The 16,669-nt window shown below is 64.4% G+C and carries 15 protein-coding genes; 2 read left to right on the forward strand and 13 right to left on the reverse strand.

The genetic code is table 11. The features are described from left to right. Window positions 1-152: 152 nt before the first annotated feature. From dnaK to prfB, 5 genes are all read right to left on the reverse strand, one after another. Window positions 153-2,060, reverse strand: coding sequence for a molecular chaperone DnaK (dnaK, locus tag OO015_RS06230; RefSeq protein WP_265940367.1), 1,908 nt, complete (start codon window positions 2,058-2,060; stop codon window positions 153-155). 2 nt (window positions 2,061-2,062) lie between these two features. Continuing rightward, on the reverse strand, window positions 2,063-2,716 hold the full coding sequence (locus tag OO015_RS06235) for a nucleotide exchange factor GrpE (RefSeq protein ID WP_265940368.1): 654 nt from the start codon (window positions 2,714-2,716) through the stop codon (window positions 2,063-2,065). Further along, a complete protein-coding gene (gene hrcA / locus OO015_RS06240; RefSeq protein ID WP_265940369.1) occupies window positions 2,713-3,765 on the reverse strand; it encodes a heat-inducible transcriptional repressor HrcA in 1,053 nt (350 codons plus the stop codon). Before hrcA ends, OO015_RS06235 begins: the two co-directional genes overlap by 4 nt. A gap of 144 nt (window positions 3,766-3,909) precedes the next feature. Then, window positions 3,910-5,010, reverse strand: a complete 1,101-nt coding sequence (locus OO015_RS06245; RefSeq protein WP_265940370.1) for a peptidase MA family metallohydrolase — start codon at window positions 5,008-5,010, stop codon at window positions 3,910-3,912. Between the two features lie 70 nt (window positions 5,011-5,080). Then, window positions 5,081-6,203 (reverse strand): peptide chain release factor 2 gene (gene prfB / locus OO015_RS06250; RefSeq protein WP_265940371.1). Its coding sequence is split into 2 segments (ribosomal slippage): window positions 5,081-6,133 and window positions 6,135-6,203, totalling 1,122 coding nucleotides; the frame shifts between segments, so codons are not numbered across the junction. Between the two features lie 188 nt (window positions 6,204-6,391). Here prfB and OO015_RS06255 point away from each other — a divergent pair. Next, the gene (locus OO015_RS06255) at window positions 6,392-6,832 is read left to right on the forward strand and encodes an RrF2 family transcriptional regulator (protein WP_265940372.1); all 441 of its coding nucleotides are present in this window, start codon (window positions 6,392-6,394) and stop codon (window positions 6,830-6,832) included. A 37-nt stretch (window positions 6,833-6,869) separates the two neighbouring features. Beyond that, on the forward strand, window positions 6,870-8,042 hold the full coding sequence (locus OO015_RS06260; protein WP_265940373.1) for a cysteine desulfurase family protein: 1,173 nt from the start codon (window positions 6,870-6,872) through the stop codon (window positions 8,040-8,042). Here OO015_RS06260 and scpB read toward each other — a convergent pair. From scpB to OO015_RS06300, 8 genes are all read right to left on the reverse strand, one after another. Continuing rightward, complete coding sequence (gene scpB, locus OO015_RS06265) at window positions 8,039-8,581, reverse strand: SMC-Scp complex subunit ScpB (protein WP_265940374.1); 543 nt, start codon at window positions 8,579-8,581, stop codon at window positions 8,039-8,041. The two genes, OO015_RS06260 and scpB, sit on opposite strands and share 4 nt — an antisense overlap. Continuing rightward, a complete protein-coding gene (locus tag OO015_RS06270) occupies window positions 8,578-9,291 on the reverse strand; it encodes a segregation and condensation protein A (RefSeq protein WP_265940375.1) in 714 nt (237 codons plus the stop codon). The genes scpB and OO015_RS06270 overlap by 4 nt, the downstream gene beginning before the upstream one ends. Before the next feature lie 10 nt (window positions 9,292-9,301). Continuing rightward, the gene (locus tag OO015_RS06275; protein WP_265940376.1) at window positions 9,302-9,946 is read right to left on the reverse strand and encodes a site-2 protease family protein; all 645 of its coding nucleotides are present in this window, start codon (window positions 9,944-9,946) and stop codon (window positions 9,302-9,304) included. 6 nt (window positions 9,947-9,952) lie between these two features. After that, complete coding sequence (locus OO015_RS06280) at window positions 9,953-10,987, reverse strand: ABC transporter ATP-binding protein (RefSeq protein WP_265940377.1); 1,035 nt, start codon at window positions 10,985-10,987, stop codon at window positions 9,953-9,955. Further along, window positions 10,977-12,002 (reverse strand): ABC transporter ATP-binding protein, encoded by a 1,026-nt coding sequence (locus OO015_RS06285; protein WP_265940378.1) that lies wholly within the window; start codon window positions 12,000-12,002, stop codon window positions 10,977-10,979. Before OO015_RS06285 ends, OO015_RS06280 begins: the two co-directional genes overlap by 11 nt. 113 nt (window positions 12,003-12,115) lie before the next feature. Beyond that, entirely contained in the window at window positions 12,116-13,861 is a 1,746-nt protein-coding gene (locus OO015_RS06290) for an ABC transporter substrate-binding protein (protein WP_265940379.1), read from the reverse strand. Window positions 13,862-13,934: 73 nt separating this feature from the next. Next, entirely contained in the window at window positions 13,935-14,885 is a 951-nt protein-coding gene (locus OO015_RS06295) for a branched-chain amino acid transaminase (RefSeq protein WP_265940380.1), read from the reverse strand. 33 nt (window positions 14,886-14,918) lie between these two features. After that, window positions 14,919-15,686 (reverse strand): HpcH/HpaI aldolase family protein, encoded by a 768-nt coding sequence (locus OO015_RS06300; RefSeq protein ID WP_265940381.1) that lies wholly within the window; start codon window positions 15,684-15,686, stop codon window positions 14,919-14,921. Window positions 15,687-16,669: the final 983 nt, after the last annotated feature.

Below are 16,669 nucleotides of genomic sequence, written 5' to 3' on the forward strand. Positions count from 1 at the left end.
TGCCTGAACAGGCGAGCTTCCGGGTATCGGGACGCTCTTCGCCCGATGATGGCGGATGATGCTGGCGTAGAGTACCAGTGTCCTGCGACTGAAAAGACATGGACCGGCCGGGCATTGCGGCCGGTCCACGTCCGTCTTTCGTGTAGCGAGCCTCACACCTCGCGGTACTCGCCTTCCACCGTCTCCTCGCCCGACGTGCTGCCGCTCGTGGTACCGCGACCGCCGTCCGGACCGGTGCTGCTCGTCGTCCCGGCCTGCTCGTACATCCGGGCACCGACCTGCGAGAGCGTGCGCGCCAGCTCGTCGTAGGCCGGCCGCAGCCGCACGGTGTTCATCGGATCGCGCTCGACGATCTCGCGGACAGTCTGGATCTTGTTCTCCAACTCCAGCTTGAGATCGGACGGGATCCGATCCGAGAACTCGTTCAACGTCTTCTCGGCCTGATAGACGAGCGCCTCGGCCTGGTTGCGCAGCTCGATCGCCTCGCGCTTGCGGCGGTCCTCCTCGGCATGCTCTTCTGCCTCGCGGATCATGCGCTGGATCTCTTCTTCGGTCAGGCCGGTCGAAGCGGTGATCGTGATCTTCTGTTCGCGACCGGTCGCGAGGTCGCGTGCCGAGACCGTGAGGATCCCGTTGGCGTCGATATCGAACGTGACTTCGATCTTCGGCACGCCACGCGGTGCCGGCGGGATGCCGTCCAGGATGAAGCGACCGAGCGTCTTGTTGTCCGCTGCCATCGGCCGCTCACCCTGCACGACGTGGATCTCGACCTGCGTCTGGTTGTCGGACGCGGTGGTGAAGATCTGACTCTTCCGCGTCGGGATCGTGGTGTTGCGCGGGATGATCGGCGTCGCCACGCCACCCAGCGTCTCGATCGCCAGAGTGAGCGGTGTAACGTCCAGCAGCAGAACCTCCTTGACCTCACCGGCCAGGACGCCTGCCTGGATCGCTGCACCGATCGCCACCACCTCGTCCGGGTTGATCCCCTTGTGCGGCTCCTTACCGAAGAACTCCTGCACCTTGCGCTGGATCAGCGGCATCCGGGTCTGCCCGCCGACCAGCACCACCTCGTCGACGTCGCGCGGGGACAGCCCGGCATCCTTGAGCGCCTGCTCCATCGGCGGGATCGTCTTCTCCACCAGGTCGGCGACCAGCTGCTCGAGCTTCGAGCGGGTCAGCGTCTTGACCAGGTGCTTCGGCCCCGTCGCGTCCGCCGTGATGAACGGCAGGTTGATCTCCGTCTGCTGCACGCTCGAGAGCTCGATCTTCGCTTTCTCGGCAGCCTCCTTCAAGCGCTGGAGCGCCATCCGATCCTGACGCAGGTCGATCCCGGTCTCGCGCTTGAATTCGTCGCACAGCCAGTCGATGATCCGCTGGTCGAAGTCGTCGCCACCCAGGTGCGTGTCGCCGTTGGTCGCCAGCACCTGGAAGACACCTTCCGAGATATCGAGGATCGAGATATCGTAGGTGCCGCCACCCAGGTCATAGACGGCGACCTTCTCCTCGCCCTTCTTGTCGAGACCGTAGGCGAGAGCCGAGGCCGTCGGCTCGTTGATGATCCGCAGGACTTCGAGACCAGCGATCCGCCCGGCGTCCTTGGTCGCGTTGCGCTGGCTGTCGTCGAAGTAGGCCGGTACGGTGATGACCGCCTTGTCGACCTTCTCGCCCAGGTAGGCCTCGGCATCCTGCTTGAGCTTCTGCAGGATCATCGCCGAGATCTCCTGCGGCGTGTACCAGCGGTCACCCATCTTGACCTCGACGCCACCGTTCTGCGCGCGCCGGACTTGGTACGGCACCAGCTTGATCGTCCTCTGCACTTCCGGATCGTCGAAGCGACGACCCATGAAGCGCTTGATCGAGTAGATCGTGTTCTCCGGGTTGGTGATCGCCTGCCGCTTCGCGAAGCGACCGACCAAGCGTTCACCGCTCGGGGTCACGGCGACCACCGACGGTGTCAGACGCTCCCCCTCGGCATTGGGGATGACGACCGGCTCGCCGCCTTCGATGACGGCCATCACCGAGTTCGTCGTTCCGAGGTCGATTCCGATCACGCGTCCCATGGTTACTCCTCACCTCGCTTTCCTGCTGCAGATTCTTTCGGAGCTGTCGTCTCGGCTGCGGGCGGTGTCGCCCGCCGTTCGACGCGCACGAGGGCTGGCCGCAGAACACGCCCACGCAGCCGGTAGCCACGCCGGATCTCTTCGACGACGACATGGTGCGGCCCTTCGCCCGTGACCGCGACCGCCTCGTGCTCTTCCGGAGAGAAGGGTTTGCCGACCACCTCGATCGGCTCGACACCTTCGCTTTCGAGCACAGACCAGAGCTTGCGCTCGATGAGCAGTAAACCCTGTACCCAGGGGCTGTCCTTGACGTCCTCCGGCAGGTGCGCGATCGCCAGGTGAAAGTCGTCCAGCACCGGAAGCAGCTTTTGAATCAGCTCCATGTGCGCCAGGTGCTTGAAGTCCTCGAGTTCTTGCTCCACCCGACGCTTGTAGTTCAGGAACTCAGCCCGCGCTCGCCGCGCCTGGTCGAGATACTCCTCAGCGAGCTGCTTGAGGTGCTCGTTTTCCTGGCGGAGCGCCTCGAGTTCGTCCGCTGGGCCGGGCGGTGGCGGCTGGAGCTCTTCCGGCGTGGCCACCTCGCTCGGCACCGGAACCGGCTCGCTCGTTGCCTCCTCCACCGGGTTCTCGATGCGCTCCGGCTGTTCGTGCATCATCGGACGCCTCCCTCCCATTCCGGCTCACCGGAAAGTTCGCTCATGAGTTCGGACACGACGGACGACAGGAACCGCACTGCGGCGACTGCTCGAGCATACGCCATCCGTTGTGGCCCGAGTACGCCGAGCCAGCCGGTGATGTCCGTGCCCGAGCGATAGGACGACAGCACGAGACTGAACGGCCGCAGCTCGCGCAGGGCGAGATCGGAACCGATCAGGACGCGTACCCCTTCACCTGGCTCCAGGCGTGGTAGAAGCCAGGTCAGGAGCATACCGCCCCGCAACACTTCCAGCAGTACCTGCGCGAGGTTCGCCTGAGCGAACTCCGGCTGCCGGATCACGTATTCGAGCCCTTCGGCGTACAGTTCCGAGCGCTGCTCTTGTTCGATGAAGCGGAGCGCTTCGGCGATGCGCCGCAACACGAGCGCGATCACCGGTTCCGCTCCCCGCGCGCGTCGCTCGACCGCGTGTCGGTCCAGCCAGCGCAGCTCCGGGTTGAGTCGCTGGCTGAGCGCGCTCAACTGCTCCTGTTCGAGCGGTTCCTCGAGCTCCAGGAGCGACTGATGAATCGCTCCCGACTGGGTCACCAGCACGAGCAGCACGACGTGCCGCCGCAAGCTGATGAGCTCGAAGTGGCGCAGTCGCTCGACGCGCGCACGCGGTGGTGTCACCAGACCCACATTGCCGCTCGCATCAGCGAGAACCGAGGCTGCCAGTTTGAGCCAGCTGGGTACCTGCTGCTCGACCTGGCGGAACTGGTGCCGGATCATCAGCTGCTCTTCCGGCGTCAGCTCGCTTTCCTCCATCAAGTGCTGCACGTAATAGCGTAGCCCCTGCTCGGTCGGGACGCGACCGGCCGAGGTGTGTGGCTGCGCCAGGAAGTCCAGCGCCTCCAGCACACTCATGTCGTTGCGCACCGTCGCTGGACTGACCCCCAGCGAGACGCGCTCGACGAGCGCCTTGGAACCGACAGCCCGCCCCGAGCGGAGGTACTCCTCCACCACGTGCCGGAGAATCTGTCGCTGTCGTTCGGTCAGCTGCACGCTCATCGCACCCCGCTTAGCACTCGCGACCGCCGAGTGCTAGTCTACGGCAAGGATAAGACTTGCTACGGATCATGTCAAGGTTCCAGGCCGGACACCGTTATGCGCAGGGTCGTGACAACACGTGCCGAGCGGAACGCACGCCGATCGTCACCGGTACCACATCGCGAACGCGAGAATCCCGATGAGTTCAGTCAGAGCGAGGAGGACGACTCCGGCTGACGGCGGCCGGGCGTGGGTGGCCGGCTGGTCGCTCAGCCACTGCTTCCATGCTCGGTCGAGCTCGTCGACAGTCGTTCCGAGACTGCGGGAGAGCGCTTCGTCGTCGGTCATCCCTTCTCGGTATGTCGCGAGGAGGCGCTGCACCCCATCCTCGCCGTACGTCAGGAGGATGAACTGGACGACGCTCCGGCTCGCTGCATACCCGAGGAGTGCTCGCTCGGGGTCAGTGCCGAAACCGCTGCTGAGTGCGCGGAGCGAGGGAAGCGTTCCCTCCCCGCGCGCTCGCTCCAGGGCGGCGTCGAGGCGGGGATCCTCGACGGCCTGATACAGGGTCGCGAGTCCTTCGTCCAGCCAGGTAGGTGGCGCGCGAAAAGGATTGTCGGTCGCCTGGGCGATGACCAGGTGGAGCACTTCGTGACTCAAGATCCGAGCGAGTTCCTGCTGTGCGCCTGGCCCGGGCACGATCCCGGCCAGAACCAGGCGATATTCGGGGATGGCGATACCGCCGATCCACTCCTCGCTGTGTGCTGGGAGTGCACTCCGCAGTGCTTCCGGTGAGGGGTACAGAAGGATCCGGAGCGGCCCTTCCAGCGAGACGGCGAACCGTTCGGAGAAAGTCGTGACCGCTTCATCCGTGACCGTAAGGGCAGCTTCGATGAAGCGGCTATCATCGACTGCGCTGTAGACCTCGATCGATCCTCGGGTACGCTGCGTCCAGCGGTAGCGATCGTCGAAGTACGCGAGCGTTCGTTCTGGCGATTCGCTCCAGCTACCGTCAGCGAAGAAGAGTCGCCAGCGGTACACGATATCGATCCCCGGTGGGAGATAGTTGACGCGCATGTCGCGCTCGTAGCGGAGTGCGAGGTGAGTCCCTGGTACGATCGATGGGCGAGCGACGAAGGTGATGCGACCGGGTACGGGCCGGTACCGGAGCTCGACTCGCACGATCGGGGCCGTACTCTCCGCTTCAAGGGTGAAGACGATCCGGTCCGGAAACGTGACGGCCGCACCGAGGTCAGCGACGTGCACGCTCGGTGCGGCGCCAACCGCTTCGCTCCGACTCCCGACGGCGACGAGGAGAAGAAAGGCGAGCAGGAGTTCAGTTGTCCGCCACGCCCGCTTCCGCGTTGTCCGCTGCGTGCTGGTGCAGGTAGGCCTCGATGAACGGATCGATTTCTCCTTCCAGCACTGCCTGGATGTTCGGCGTGCTCACCTCGGTCCGGTGATCGGTGACCATGGTATACGGATGCAAGACGTACGAGCGGATCCGGTTCCCCCAGCCGGTAATGACCGGCTTTCCCTTCAGGCGTGCCTGCTCCTCCTGGCGCTGGCGGATCTTGAGCTCGAGGAGCCGCGCCTTCAGGATCTTCATCGCCGTCTCGCGGTTCTGAATCTGTGACCGCTCGTTCTGGCAGGTCACGACGATGCCAGTCGGGATGTGCGTGATGCGCACTGCCGACTCGGTCTTGTTGACGTGCTGACCACCGTGTCCCGAGGCGCGGAAGGTATCGATCCGGATGTCCTCGTCGCGGATCTCGACATCGTCGTCGTCCTCGACGAGCGGCAGGACTTCGACGAGCGCGAACGACGTGTGGCGACGGTGCGCCGCGTCGAAGGGCGAGAGGCGTACCAGGCGGTGTGTCCCTGCCTCACCCTTCAGATAGCCGTAGGCGTACGGCCCGCGGACCTCGACCGTCGCGCTCTTGATGCCTGCTTCTTCTCCTTCGAGGAGGTCGACGACCTCGGCCTCGAAGCCAGCCCGCTGTGCCCAGCGGAGGTACATGCGCAGGAGCATCTCGGCCCAGTCCTGCGCATCGACCCCACCGGTCCCGGCATGGACAGCGAGAATGGCATCGTGCGCGTCGTACGGGCCATTGAGCAGCAACCGGAGTTCGAGTTGCTGGACGCGTTCGGCGAGTTCGGCTGCCTCGCGCTCCACCTCGGCCGCCAGCTCGAGGTCCTCGCTCGCGAGCGAGCGCAGTTCGACGAGGTCGCGAGCCTGCTGGGAGAGCGTCTCCCACTCGCTCACCAGTTCCCGCAGCTGGCTGAGCCGCCGCAGCAGTCGCTGGGCGCGCTGCGGATCCTGCCAGAGATCGGGATCGGCAGTTTCGTGTTCGAGCTGCTCGATCTGCTGCCGCTTGCCAGGCAGGTCAAAGACGCACCCCGATACGATCGAGTCGCTCGACCAGCTCCTCCAGATCGACAGTCATCGGCTGGACCATACTCCACCACCTCCCACGGAAAAAGCGGCTGACCGATCTGGCCAGCCTCTTTGAGAGTATAGCAGAATCACCCGCCGGTTGACGAATCCCGACCTGTGCGGTAAGGTAAGAGCGCGGGGCGAGAATGATTCTCAGCTGCGAGCGAGTCGCAAGTCGCCCCGACTTTCGCCAGCGAGAGGACGCGAGCCATGAAGGTATCGACGCGTGGTGAATATGGGCTGCGAGCGATGGTCTCGCTGGCACGCATGTACGGTCGTGGGCCGATGCCGCTCAGTGTGATCGCCCAGGATTCGGCCGTGCCGGTCGCGTACCTGGAGCAGCTCATGCTCCCGCTCCGGCGTGCTGGCTTGGTCGTTTCCACCCGCGGTGCCCATGGCGGGTACCAGCTCGCCCGGCCACCGGAGCAGGTGAAGGTCGGCGAAATCTACCGCGTCATGGAAGGACCGATCGCACCGATGGACTGCGTCCGGGAGGATGCCGACGAGGAGACCTGCCCGATGATCGATGGCTGTGCGACCCGTATCGTGTGGCTCAAGTTGCGGGATAGCATCGTCGAGGTTCTGGATTCGACGACGCTCGCTGACCTGATCGCGCAAGCGCCGCGGCCGCGTGCCGAGCAGCCAGCCTGACCTACTCGCTCCACGGACTATCCCTCGGGAGGTACCAGTGAACCGGACCGAGATTTACCTGGATCATGCTGCGACGACACCAGTCGACCCGCGCGTCCTCGAGGTGATGGTGCCGTACTTCACCCGGTCGTACGGTAACCCTTCGAGTATCTATGCCCTAGGACGCGAGGCGCGAGCTGCGCTGGATCAAGCGCGCGCACGGATCGCGCGGATCCTCAATTGCCAGGCGCGCGAGATCGTTTTCACCAGCGGAGGAACCGAGAGCGACAACCTCGCGTTGAAGGGTGTCGCCTTCTGGCACCTCCTCAACGGGCGCGGCCGGCACATCGTGACGACGGCCTTCGAGCATCACGCCGTGCTCCACAGTGCTGAATATCTGGAGCGGTTCGGTTTCGAAGTGACCTATGTCCGGCCGGACCCTGACGGCATCGTCCATCCCGAAGCGATCGAGGAGGCGCTACGACCCGACACGATCCTCGTCTCCGTCATGTACGCGAACAACGAGATCGGCACCGTCCAGCCGATCCGCGAGATCGCTCGCCTGTGCCGCAAGCGCGGTGTCACCTTCCATACCGACGCCGTCCAGGCGGCCGGCACGCTTCCCCTCGATGTCGAGAAGCTCGGTGTCGACTTGCTCTCGGTGAGCGCGCATAAGTTCTACGGTCCGAAGGGTGTGGGGTTCCTTTACGTGCGCAGCGGCACGCCGATCCTGTGGCAACAGCATGGTGGCGCGCAGGAGAGCAACCGGAGAGCCGGAACGGAGAACGTTCCTGGCATCGTCGGGATGGCCTATGCGCTCGAGCTGGCCTATGAAGAACTCGAGGAACGCAACGCGCGGATCCAGGCGCTCCGCGATCGGCTCATCGACGACATCTTGAGCCGCATTCCGGATGCTCGGCTCAACGGGCACCGCGAGCGCCGCTTGCCCAACAACGTCAATGTCACCTTCGAAGGGGTCGATGGCGAGACGCTCCTGCTCAATCTCGATCTGCACGGTATCGCTGCTTCCTCGGGATCGGCGTGTACCACAGGATCGACCGAGCCGAGCCACGTGCTGCTCGCGATCGGTCGCACGCCCGAGCAGGCCCGCAGCAGCGTTCGCTTGACGCTCGGGAAGGACAATACGCCGGAAGAGATCGAGCGGACGCTCGATGTGCTCCAGGAGACGGTCGCTCGACTGCGCTCGCTGGCACGTGCTCGAGCACGTTAAACCGGTTCGCGCCGGGTGACCAAAAGCGCGCGGAGTTCCCCCGGGAGCGGGGGAAGCGCGCGGAGATCGGGCAGCCCGAAACGCTGGAGAAACAGCGCGGTCGTACCGTACTCGACCGGTTGCCCAGGGCTCGCACGCCGACCGACTGGCTCGATCAGGCCGTGTGCCAGCAAGGTCTGGATCGCTCCGCTCGAGTCGACACCACGGACGGCGTCGATCTCCGCCCGCGTCACCGGCTGCAAGTACGCGACGATCGCCAGCGTTTCCAGTGCTGCGGTCGACAACCGGCTCCGTTCCGGAATGCCCAGGAACTGGGCGATGACTGGGCCGAGCTCCGGCGCGGTGGCGAGCTGGAGACGGTCATCGTGGTGGAGAAGGACGAGCCCGAGCGTGGCTGCTCGCTGGGTCAGTTCAACGACGACGGCATCCAGTTCCTCGAGCGAGACGCCGAGCACGGCAGCGAGTCGTTCGCGAGAGACCGGCTCGCCGGAGACGAAGAGCAACGCGCCGAGGAGCGCGGCACGATCGGGCAGGGTCATCCTGTACTCCGTGGTCGCACCCAGATCTCGCCGAACCGTTCTGGCTGTTCGATGTCGATCTCGCGACGACGAGCGAGCGTCAGGAGTGCCAGCAAGCCGACGGCAACGTCGCTTCGTGTCGGGTGTTCACCGAGCAGCTCGCGGAACGATCGCCGTTTCTGGAGCTGCCTGCGGAACCGCTCGATCATCGCCGTGAGCGTGATGACTGGCCGCAAGCGAAGCGGGAGCGGAGGAGGCTGGCAGCGGCGTGCCCAGCGGACCAGTGCCCGCCTGAGCTGCTCGCTCGAGCCTTCCACGAGTCGAGCGGGGGATCGCGGTGGCGCTGGACGAGTCCAAGAGCGCCAGCCAGAAGCCTCGCGTGTCCGCAACCATTCCGCTGCCTCGCGAAACGCGCGGTAGCGCCGGAGTTCGACGACGAGTGGATCCTCCGTGTCCGGCGATTCTGGCTCCGGCCGGGGCAGGAGCGCACGGGCCTTCAAGGCCGTCAACCGGCTGGCCACGACGAGGAAGTCGGCCAGGAGCTCCGGATGAGCTGTCTCGATCGGTTCGAGGGTGGCGAGGAACTGTTCCGTGACGGCTTGGAGCGACACGGCAGTGATGGGCAGCTCCCGTGCCTGCACGAGCTGGAGCAACAGATCGAGCGGCCCGGAAAAGTCACCCACAGTCACCGGGATGTCACGGAGATGAGCCGAGAGTACTGCGGCTCGCATCGTTCGGTCTCTAGAGCGGCGACTGACCGACGACCAGTCGGAAGAGCAACCGATAGACCGGCAGGTACATCGCTGCCAGGATACTCCCGCCCACGCTCCCGAAGACGATGAGGACGAGCAGGATACCGACACCGTAGCGTTCGAGCGGGGCCAGTACGGGATACCAGAAGGCGGGCAGGATCCCGAGAAGGATCTTCAACCCGTCCAGCGGTGGGATCGGTATGAGGTTGAATGCCGCCAGGAGGAGATTGACCAGGATGAGTCGCTGGACGACGGTCATGACCGGTTCCGGTGCCGCCGGCAACCCGATCCGGTAGGGGAGGGCGAAAGCCAAAGCCAGGATCACGTTCGAGAGCGGTCCGGCGAGTGCCGTCAGTGCCATACCCCGATGGCCCCAGCGCAGCCGGTTCGGGTTCACGGGTACCGGCCTTCCCCAGCCGATCCCGAATCCGAGGAAGACGATCAGCAAGAGACCGATCGAGCCGATCGGGTCGAGGTGCGCCAGTGGGTTCAAAGTGACCCGACCCAGCCGTGCTGCCGTGTCGTCACCCAGCCGGAGTGCAGTCCACGCATGAGCGAACTCGTGGATCGTGATGGCCACCACGAACGCGAGCAACGTTGCCAGGATGGTTTCGGCATCGAATCGACCGAGCACGGCAGCCTACGGCGTGCAGCCTGGGTAGAGGTGGCAAGCCACGTAGTGACCGCCGCCCTGGTCGACGAAGCGCGGCTCGACCTTCGCACACACGTCCATCGCGTACGGGCAGCGCGTGTGGAAGCGGCACCCCGACGGCGGGTTGATCGGGCTCGGCACATCGCCGGTCAGGATGATCCGCTCCCGTTTCTTCTCGATCTTCGGGTCAGGAATCGGCACGGCGCTGAGCAGTGCCTTCGTGTAGGGATGGAGCGGGTCGTCGTAGAGCGCGTTGCGGTCGGCCAGCTCGACGATCTTCCCCAAGTACATCACCGCCACGCGGTCGGAGATGTGGCGCACCACACTCAGGTCGTGCGCGATGAAGAGATAGGTCAGGTGGAATTTCTCCTGGAGTTCCTCGAGCAAGTTGATGATCTGTGCCTGGATCGAGACATCGAGTGCCGAGACCGGCTCGTCGGCCACGATGAAATCCGGGTTGGCGGCCAAGGCGCGGGCGATCCCGATCCGCTGGCGCTGCCCCCCGGAGAACTCGTGCGGGTATCGGTTGGCGAAATACGGATTCAGCCCCACGACCTCCAGCAGTTCCTGCACGCGTTGGTTCCGCTGCTCCTTGGGAACCAGATTATGGATCTGCATCGGCTCGGCGATGATACTGCCGACCGTCATCCGTGGGTTGAGGGAGGCGTAAGGATCCTGGAAGATCATCTGCATGTGCCGGCGCATCTTCCGCATCTCGCCGGGCGGTATTTTCGTGAGGTCGACGCCATTGAAGAGGACCTGTCCTTCGGTCGGCTTGTAGAGCTGGAGGATCGCCCGCCCGGTCGTGCTCTTACCGCACCCGCTCTCGCCGACGAGCCCCAGGGTCTCCCCGCGGTACACCTGGAACGAGATATCGTCGACTGCCTTGATCCACCCGACGCGTCGTTGCAGGATGATGCCGCGGGTCAGGGGGAAATACATCTTCAGGTTGCGGACATCGAGCAGGACCTCGCGCTCCTTGGGCGTGTTCGCTGTCGGCTGTGCCTGCACCTCAGTTGCCATCGTCAGCCCTCACTTCTCCATGACGCCGTGGGCCGGCCAGCGAGACTTCTTCCCAATACCAGCACGCCGAGCGGTGGACCGGGTTGACGTCGAAGAGCGGCGGATTCTTCTCGCTGCACTTCTCGCGCGCGAAGTCGCAGCGCGGGACGAACGGACACATGTCCGGCAAGTCGATCAGGTCAGGTGGGAGGCCGCGGATCGGGTTGAGCCGCTCCTTGCGCGGCGCATCGAGCCGCGGAATCGAATTCAAGAGCCCCACGGTATACGGATGCTTCGGATTCTCGAAGAGCTCCTCGGTCGGTGCGGACTCGACGATATGTCCCGCGTACATCACGTTGATCCGGTCGGTCATCCCCGCCACGACTCCCAGGTCGTGGGTGATCAGGATGAGTGCGGTATTGTGCTCGCGCTGGAGGTTCCGGATGAGATCGAGGATCTGGGCCTGGATCGTGACGTCGAGCGCTGTCGTCGGCTCGTCGGCGATCAGAAGCGAGGGATTGCACGAGAGCGCCATGGCGATCATCACGCGCTGGCGCATGCCGCCGGAAAACTGGTGGGGATACTGGTCGATTCGCTGCTCGGCATTGGGGATCCCGACCATTTTGAGGAGCTCGATCGCCCGCTGCCGGGCCTGCTGCTTGCTCATGCCCAGATGCAATTCGAGAGCTTCGCTGATCTGGCGGTTGATCGTGAGCACCGGATTGAGCGAGGTCATCGGATCCTGGAAGATCATCGCGATCTTCCGCCCGCGGATCGACCGGACCTCGTCGTCGCTCATCTTGAGGATGTCCTCACCCTCGAAGAGGATCTCCCCGCTCACGATCTTTCCTGGGGGGCTCGGGATCAGCCGCATGATCGAGAGCGCGGTGATGCTCTTCCCGCATCCACTCTCGCCGACCAACCCGAGCGTCTCACCAGGCATCAGGTGAAACGAGACTCCATCGACCGCTTTGACGACACCGTCCTGCGTAAAAAACTGTGTCCGGAGATCGCGCACCTCGAGCAGCGGTTCCATCGCGCCTCCTCACATCCGCTGGTCAGTCACAGGCCGGAATCCCGCTCGCAGCGGCTACGCGCTCAGTCTAGCGGTTTCGCGCTGCACCGTCAACAGTCGCGAACCGTGATCGATCATCCGGGCTCCTGTACCTGCCACTGCTCGATACCGTACCGTGTCCGTACCACCAGCGCGTTCAGCGTTGGAACCTGCAGCCGTTCGGAGCGTACCACCACGACGTTCGGGAAGGCGAGGGGCAGGACCGGGAGATCGGTCAGCAGCCGCTCCTCGACTGCGCGATACAGCTCCGTCCGCCGGGTACGGTCGCTCGTGGCGACGGCCTCGACGAGCAGCTGATCGACCTCCGAGTTGAGGTAATGCCCGAAGTTCAAGCCATCGAAGAATGAGTCGCTCGACCAGACCGCGCTCTGATCAGGATCGACGTCCCAGAGGATCCCGATCAAAAGCGCCTCGAAGTCCCGTTCCTGTGTCGCTCGCCGCCGCACTTCGGCCCAGGAAGCGAGATCGAGCTCCACCTCGACACCGATGGCGCGCCACTGCTGCTGCAGAAGCTCCGCGATCGCGTGGCGGCTCGGGTCGGAGCCGGTGGCCAGGAGACGGAAACGCAAGCGTTGTCCGCCCTGTACCCGGATACCGTCGTCACCGGGTACCCAACCTGCTTCGTCCAGCAGTCCCTGTGCTTCTGCCGGATCGTAGCGGTCGCGCACGGGGGGCTCGCCAGCTGCCCAGGATGCGGGTGGCTGGAGCCCCTCGGCGACCTGGGCTCGATCGCCCCACACCTTCTCGACGAGTGTTGCCCGATCGATTCCCAGGAGGAGCGCTCGTCGGATGCGGGGATCGCTGAACAGCTTGCTCTTGGCGGGATCGAGCTGGAATGCGACAACGACGAGTTCGTAGCTCGGGAATTGCTCGACCTTCACGCCATCGATCGGCGGCAACTGCCCCGCTCGTGCCGCGTCGACCACTGCCCAGTCGATGCTCCCGTCCCGCAACCCCTCGGCGAGTTCCTCGAGTGTCGCGACGACCCGATAGGTGTACTGTGGTACCCGAGGGGCGCCCCGATAGTACGCGGGATTCGCCCGGAATGTGAGCGACACGCCGCGTACCCACTGGCTGAAGACGAAGGGGCCTGTCCCGACTGCCGACGAGAGGCCGAACGGATCGGTCACCAGCTGTTGCGGGAGAATGGTACCGAGCACGTGCTCCGGTACGATGCCGATCGTTCCCAAAGTCGGCAGGAACGATGCGTCGGGCCGGATGAGCGTGATCCGCACGGTCTGCGTGTCGACCAGCTCGACCGATTTCACGCGTTCGGCGAGTCTCGAGTAGCGCGGTGAGCGGACGTCAGGATCGAGCAGGCGCTGGTAGGTGAAGACAACATCGTTGGCCGAAAACGGTTGACCGTCGTGCCAGGTGACTCCTGCGCGGAGGTGAAACGTGTAGACTGTCCCGTCGTCGCTGACTTCCCAGGATTCGGCGAGTGCCGGTACCGGTTCGCCGGTCGCTGGGTCCAGTGCTACCAGCCCATCGAATACCAGGTGACTCAGGGCATCCGAAAGCGGGTCGGACACGAAGAGCGGGTTGAGTGTCCGCGGCTCCTCGAGACCGGCTTCGACGATACCGCGGCTGGTTGCCGGTCCGGTGCCTGGTGTTGCCGGGAACGGCGTTGCGATCGGCGCCGGTGCTTCTCCCGTGACCGCCGATGTACTCGGGACGAGCGGTGCCGGAGCTGCGGTAGTCACCGCAGGCGTCGGTGTGGCCACCACGGGCGTGTCCACGTTGGTCGAAGAGGAACGCCGGCAAGCGAGCAGGAGAACCGCCAAGAGCGTGATAGCTACAACCAGCGATCGTCGTTGCACACCTCGCTCCAGCATCCCTCGCGTCGCTCGTGCCCCAGTGTTCCCACCGGGCTGGGCAAGCGTACCACGCCGTTCAGCGTGCCTCTGCTCGGTGCGCGACAGGGACTCGCGTCAAGTAGTGCCGGTAGGGTGTGTCGTCGCCACGCACCACCGAGAGGTAGAGCTGTTGGAGGCGTGCCGTGATCGAGCCGATCTCGCCACTACCGATCGTCCGCCCATCGATGTTGCCGATCGGCGAGATCTGGACGCCGGTTCCGCAGAGGAACGCCTCGTCGCAGATATACAGCTCGCTCCGATCGATCTCGCGGACTTCCACTGGGATCTCGAGGTCGCGAGCGAATTCCAGGATGGTCCGGCGGGTGATGCCCTCGAGGATGTCAGCCGTCACCGGAGTCGTGATCAGTGTCCCGTTGCGCACGATGAACAGGTTCGCTGCGCTCCCTTCGGCGACCTTTCCGTGGTGGTTCAACATGATCGCGTCATCGAAGCCGCATTCCATGGCCTGGTCCTTGGCGAAGGCGGAGTTGACGTAGGCACCGCAGACCTTGGCCCGGCTCGGGATCACGACGTCGACGGTCCGCATCCAGGAACTGGTCATCAAGCGGATCGGGTGCGTGATCGGGAGATATTCCTGCATCGGGATCATGTAGATCGCCAGTTCGTCGCGGACCCCTTTGAGCTTCGGGCCGATCTCGAGGTCAGCCTTGTAGACGAAGGGTCGGATGTAGACGTCCGTACGCGGTGCGTTCCGGCGCACGAGTTCGACGATCAGCTCCCCGAGCTGCTCGGCATCGTAGGGAAGCTCGGCACGCAGCAGTCGGGCCGACTGCAGCAGCCGTCGCGTGTGGTCGCGGAGCCGGAAAATGTTGATCGTCTGCCCGTCACGATCGAGGTACCCGCGGATACCAGCGAAGACACCGGTCCCGTACTGGAGTGCATGGGTGGCGATACTGACTTTGGCTTCTGCGATCGGAACGAAACGTCCCTCGAAAAAGGCCACCGGGAAGATTTCCGTACCCGCCATCGCTCTACCCTCCTTACCGCTCGCGCACCTGGTTCACTGTACCGCTGCTCCGGCTGCTGCGAGAAGTGCTCGTGCTCCGGCAGCGAGCAACGCCGTCGTGTTCGTAGCCAGCATGCGGAAGCCGCGCTCGAGCTGACGCTGCACGAGTTCCGGTGTGGCAGCGGTCGTCCCGAGCGGTACACGACCGCCGACCCGCTGGACGATCTCGTCGATGACCTGTTGCACGTCCGGATGCATCGGCTGCCCGGGGTATCCCATCGATTGCGCCAGGTCGTTCGGCCCGACGAAGAGGACATCGATGCCTGGAATCGCCAGGTACTCCTCGAGCCGTTCGACCGCGCCGATGTTCTCGATCTGAACGATCACGAGCGTCTGGGCATTCGCCTCGCGGACGTACTCGTGCAGTGGTCTGACGAGGCCGAAGGACGCGGCGCGTACACCGGCGACGCCGCGCCGGCCGTCCGGATGGTAACGGCACGCTTCGACGACCGCAACGGCGTCCTCCGGCGTGTTGACCTGTGGGACCATCACGCCAGCGGCACCGAGGTCCAGATAGCGGAGGATCACCTGACGGTGGCCGAACGGGACGCGGACGAGCGGTACGGTTCCAGCACACTCAGCGGCCAGCACCATGTGGTACGCTGATTCCTCGGTAACCCGGCCGTGCTCGGCGTCGATCAGGACGAAGTCGAAGCCGAGGTAGCCGCAGATCTCCGCCAACTCCGGGGATGGGTACGGAACGAAGCAGCCGATGACTGCCTCGCCTGCCTGGAGCCGCCGTTTCACCCGATTCTCGCGCATCGGTCTGCTCCCCACGCCGCAACCGACCTGCGCGGGCATTCTACCGCGACGGGCCGCTGCTGCCACGGGGATGCCACTGGTAAATTCGCAGCGCTGCGATCGCACCCCGGAGCGGTACGAGTAGCGCGCTCGACCTCGTGCACGGGGCGATTCCCTCACGAACCGGCTTCATGAACTCTCCCACTGGTGACCAGCTGGGAACGTCTCGCTCCGGAGAGTATTCGACGGCGCAGCACGCCCGGCGATCGAGCGATGAGGAGCGGTCTTCCCTCACGTCTGGTGGTGCGCGCATCGATCCATCTGCTTGTACAAGACCTTTTTCGCTATACTCGAAGTGTATCGGTTCGCTGGAAGCGAGGTGCAGGACGAAGCGATCCGCGCTTCGTGTTCTGTTCTCCGTTGCGGTGCTCGTCGTGACATTCGCTTCTGCCCCGGGGGTAGTTGCGCAGGATGGAGTCGCCGAGTCACCCGAAGTCTGGGGCCTCGTGCAGAGACTCGCAGTACAGCCGGATCCAGCAGAAGCGTTTGCACAGCTTGATCCAGAGGAACAAAAGCGCGTAGCCGACTATTTGACCACTGGAACCCTCGTCGTGACGCCGATTTTTGGGAAAACCAATTATACTGTAACTGGCGAACGCTGCGTCACACGGGGGACATCGGCGGTTTTCTACGTGGCGAATGGTGCAGCCTGGACGTACACGCTGATGATCCAGGCGTGCGATAATGGTGTCCGGATTACCCGGTGGAACACGTGGCGCACGGTCGATGTCGCCTGGTGGGCTGTTGGGTGCAGGTTCGTCGGGGATTTCCAGCAGCTTTCGTTCCTGGGCCCGAATGCTACCTCTGTGTATGCCTATCGTCAGGGACACTTTCAGTGGTGTATGGGATCCTTTGTCTGTTTCAGTGAACGGTATCCATGGGCCTGGTATCGCATCTACGCGAATGGATCGTGGCAGTATGGTTGGGGAGGCACGTGAGCGAAG

The sequence above is a fragment of the Thermomicrobium sp. 4228-Ro genome (genome assembly GCF_026241205.1).
Taxonomy (GTDB): Bacteria; Chloroflexota; Chloroflexia; order Thermomicrobiales; family Thermomicrobiaceae; genus Thermomicrobium.

Bases quoted from the DNA above. Each gene is read 5' to 3' on its own strand.
- OO015_RS06285 (WP_265940378.1), bottom strand. From the start codon at position 12,002: ATGGAACCGCTGCTCGAGGTGCGCGATCTCCGGACACAGTTTTTTACG.
- hrcA (WP_265940369.1), bottom strand. From the start codon at position 3,765: ATGAGCGTGCAGCTGACCGAACGACAGCGACAGATTCTCCGGCACGTG.
- OO015_RS06270 (WP_265940375.1), bottom strand. From the start codon at position 9,291: ATGCGAGCCGCAGTACTCTCGGCTCATCTCCGTGACATCCCGGTGACT.
- OO015_RS06280 (WP_265940377.1), bottom strand. From the start codon at position 10,987: ATGGCAACTGAGGTGCAGGCACAGCCGACAGCGAACACGCCCAAGGAG.
- dnaK (WP_265940367.1), bottom strand. From the start codon at position 2,060: ATGGGACGCGTGATCGGAATCGACCTCGGAACGACGAACTCGGTGATG.
- OO015_RS06235 (WP_265940368.1), bottom strand. From the start codon at position 2,716: ATGATGCACGAACAGCCGGAGCGCATCGAGAACCCGGTGGAGGAGGCA.
- scpB (WP_265940374.1), bottom strand. From the start codon at position 8,581: ATGACCCTGCCCGATCGTGCCGCGCTCCTCGGCGCGTTGCTCTTCGTC.
- OO015_RS06300 (WP_265940381.1), bottom strand. From the start codon at position 15,686: ATGCGCGAGAATCGGGTGAAACGGCGGCTCCAGGCAGGCGAGGCAGTC.
- OO015_RS06295 (WP_265940380.1), bottom strand. From the start codon at position 14,885: ATGGCGGGTACGGAAATCTTCCCGGTGGCCTTTTTCGAGGGACGTTTC.
- OO015_RS06255 (WP_265940372.1), top strand. From the start codon at position 6,392: ATGAAGGTATCGACGCGTGGTGAATATGGGCTGCGAGCGATGGTCTCG.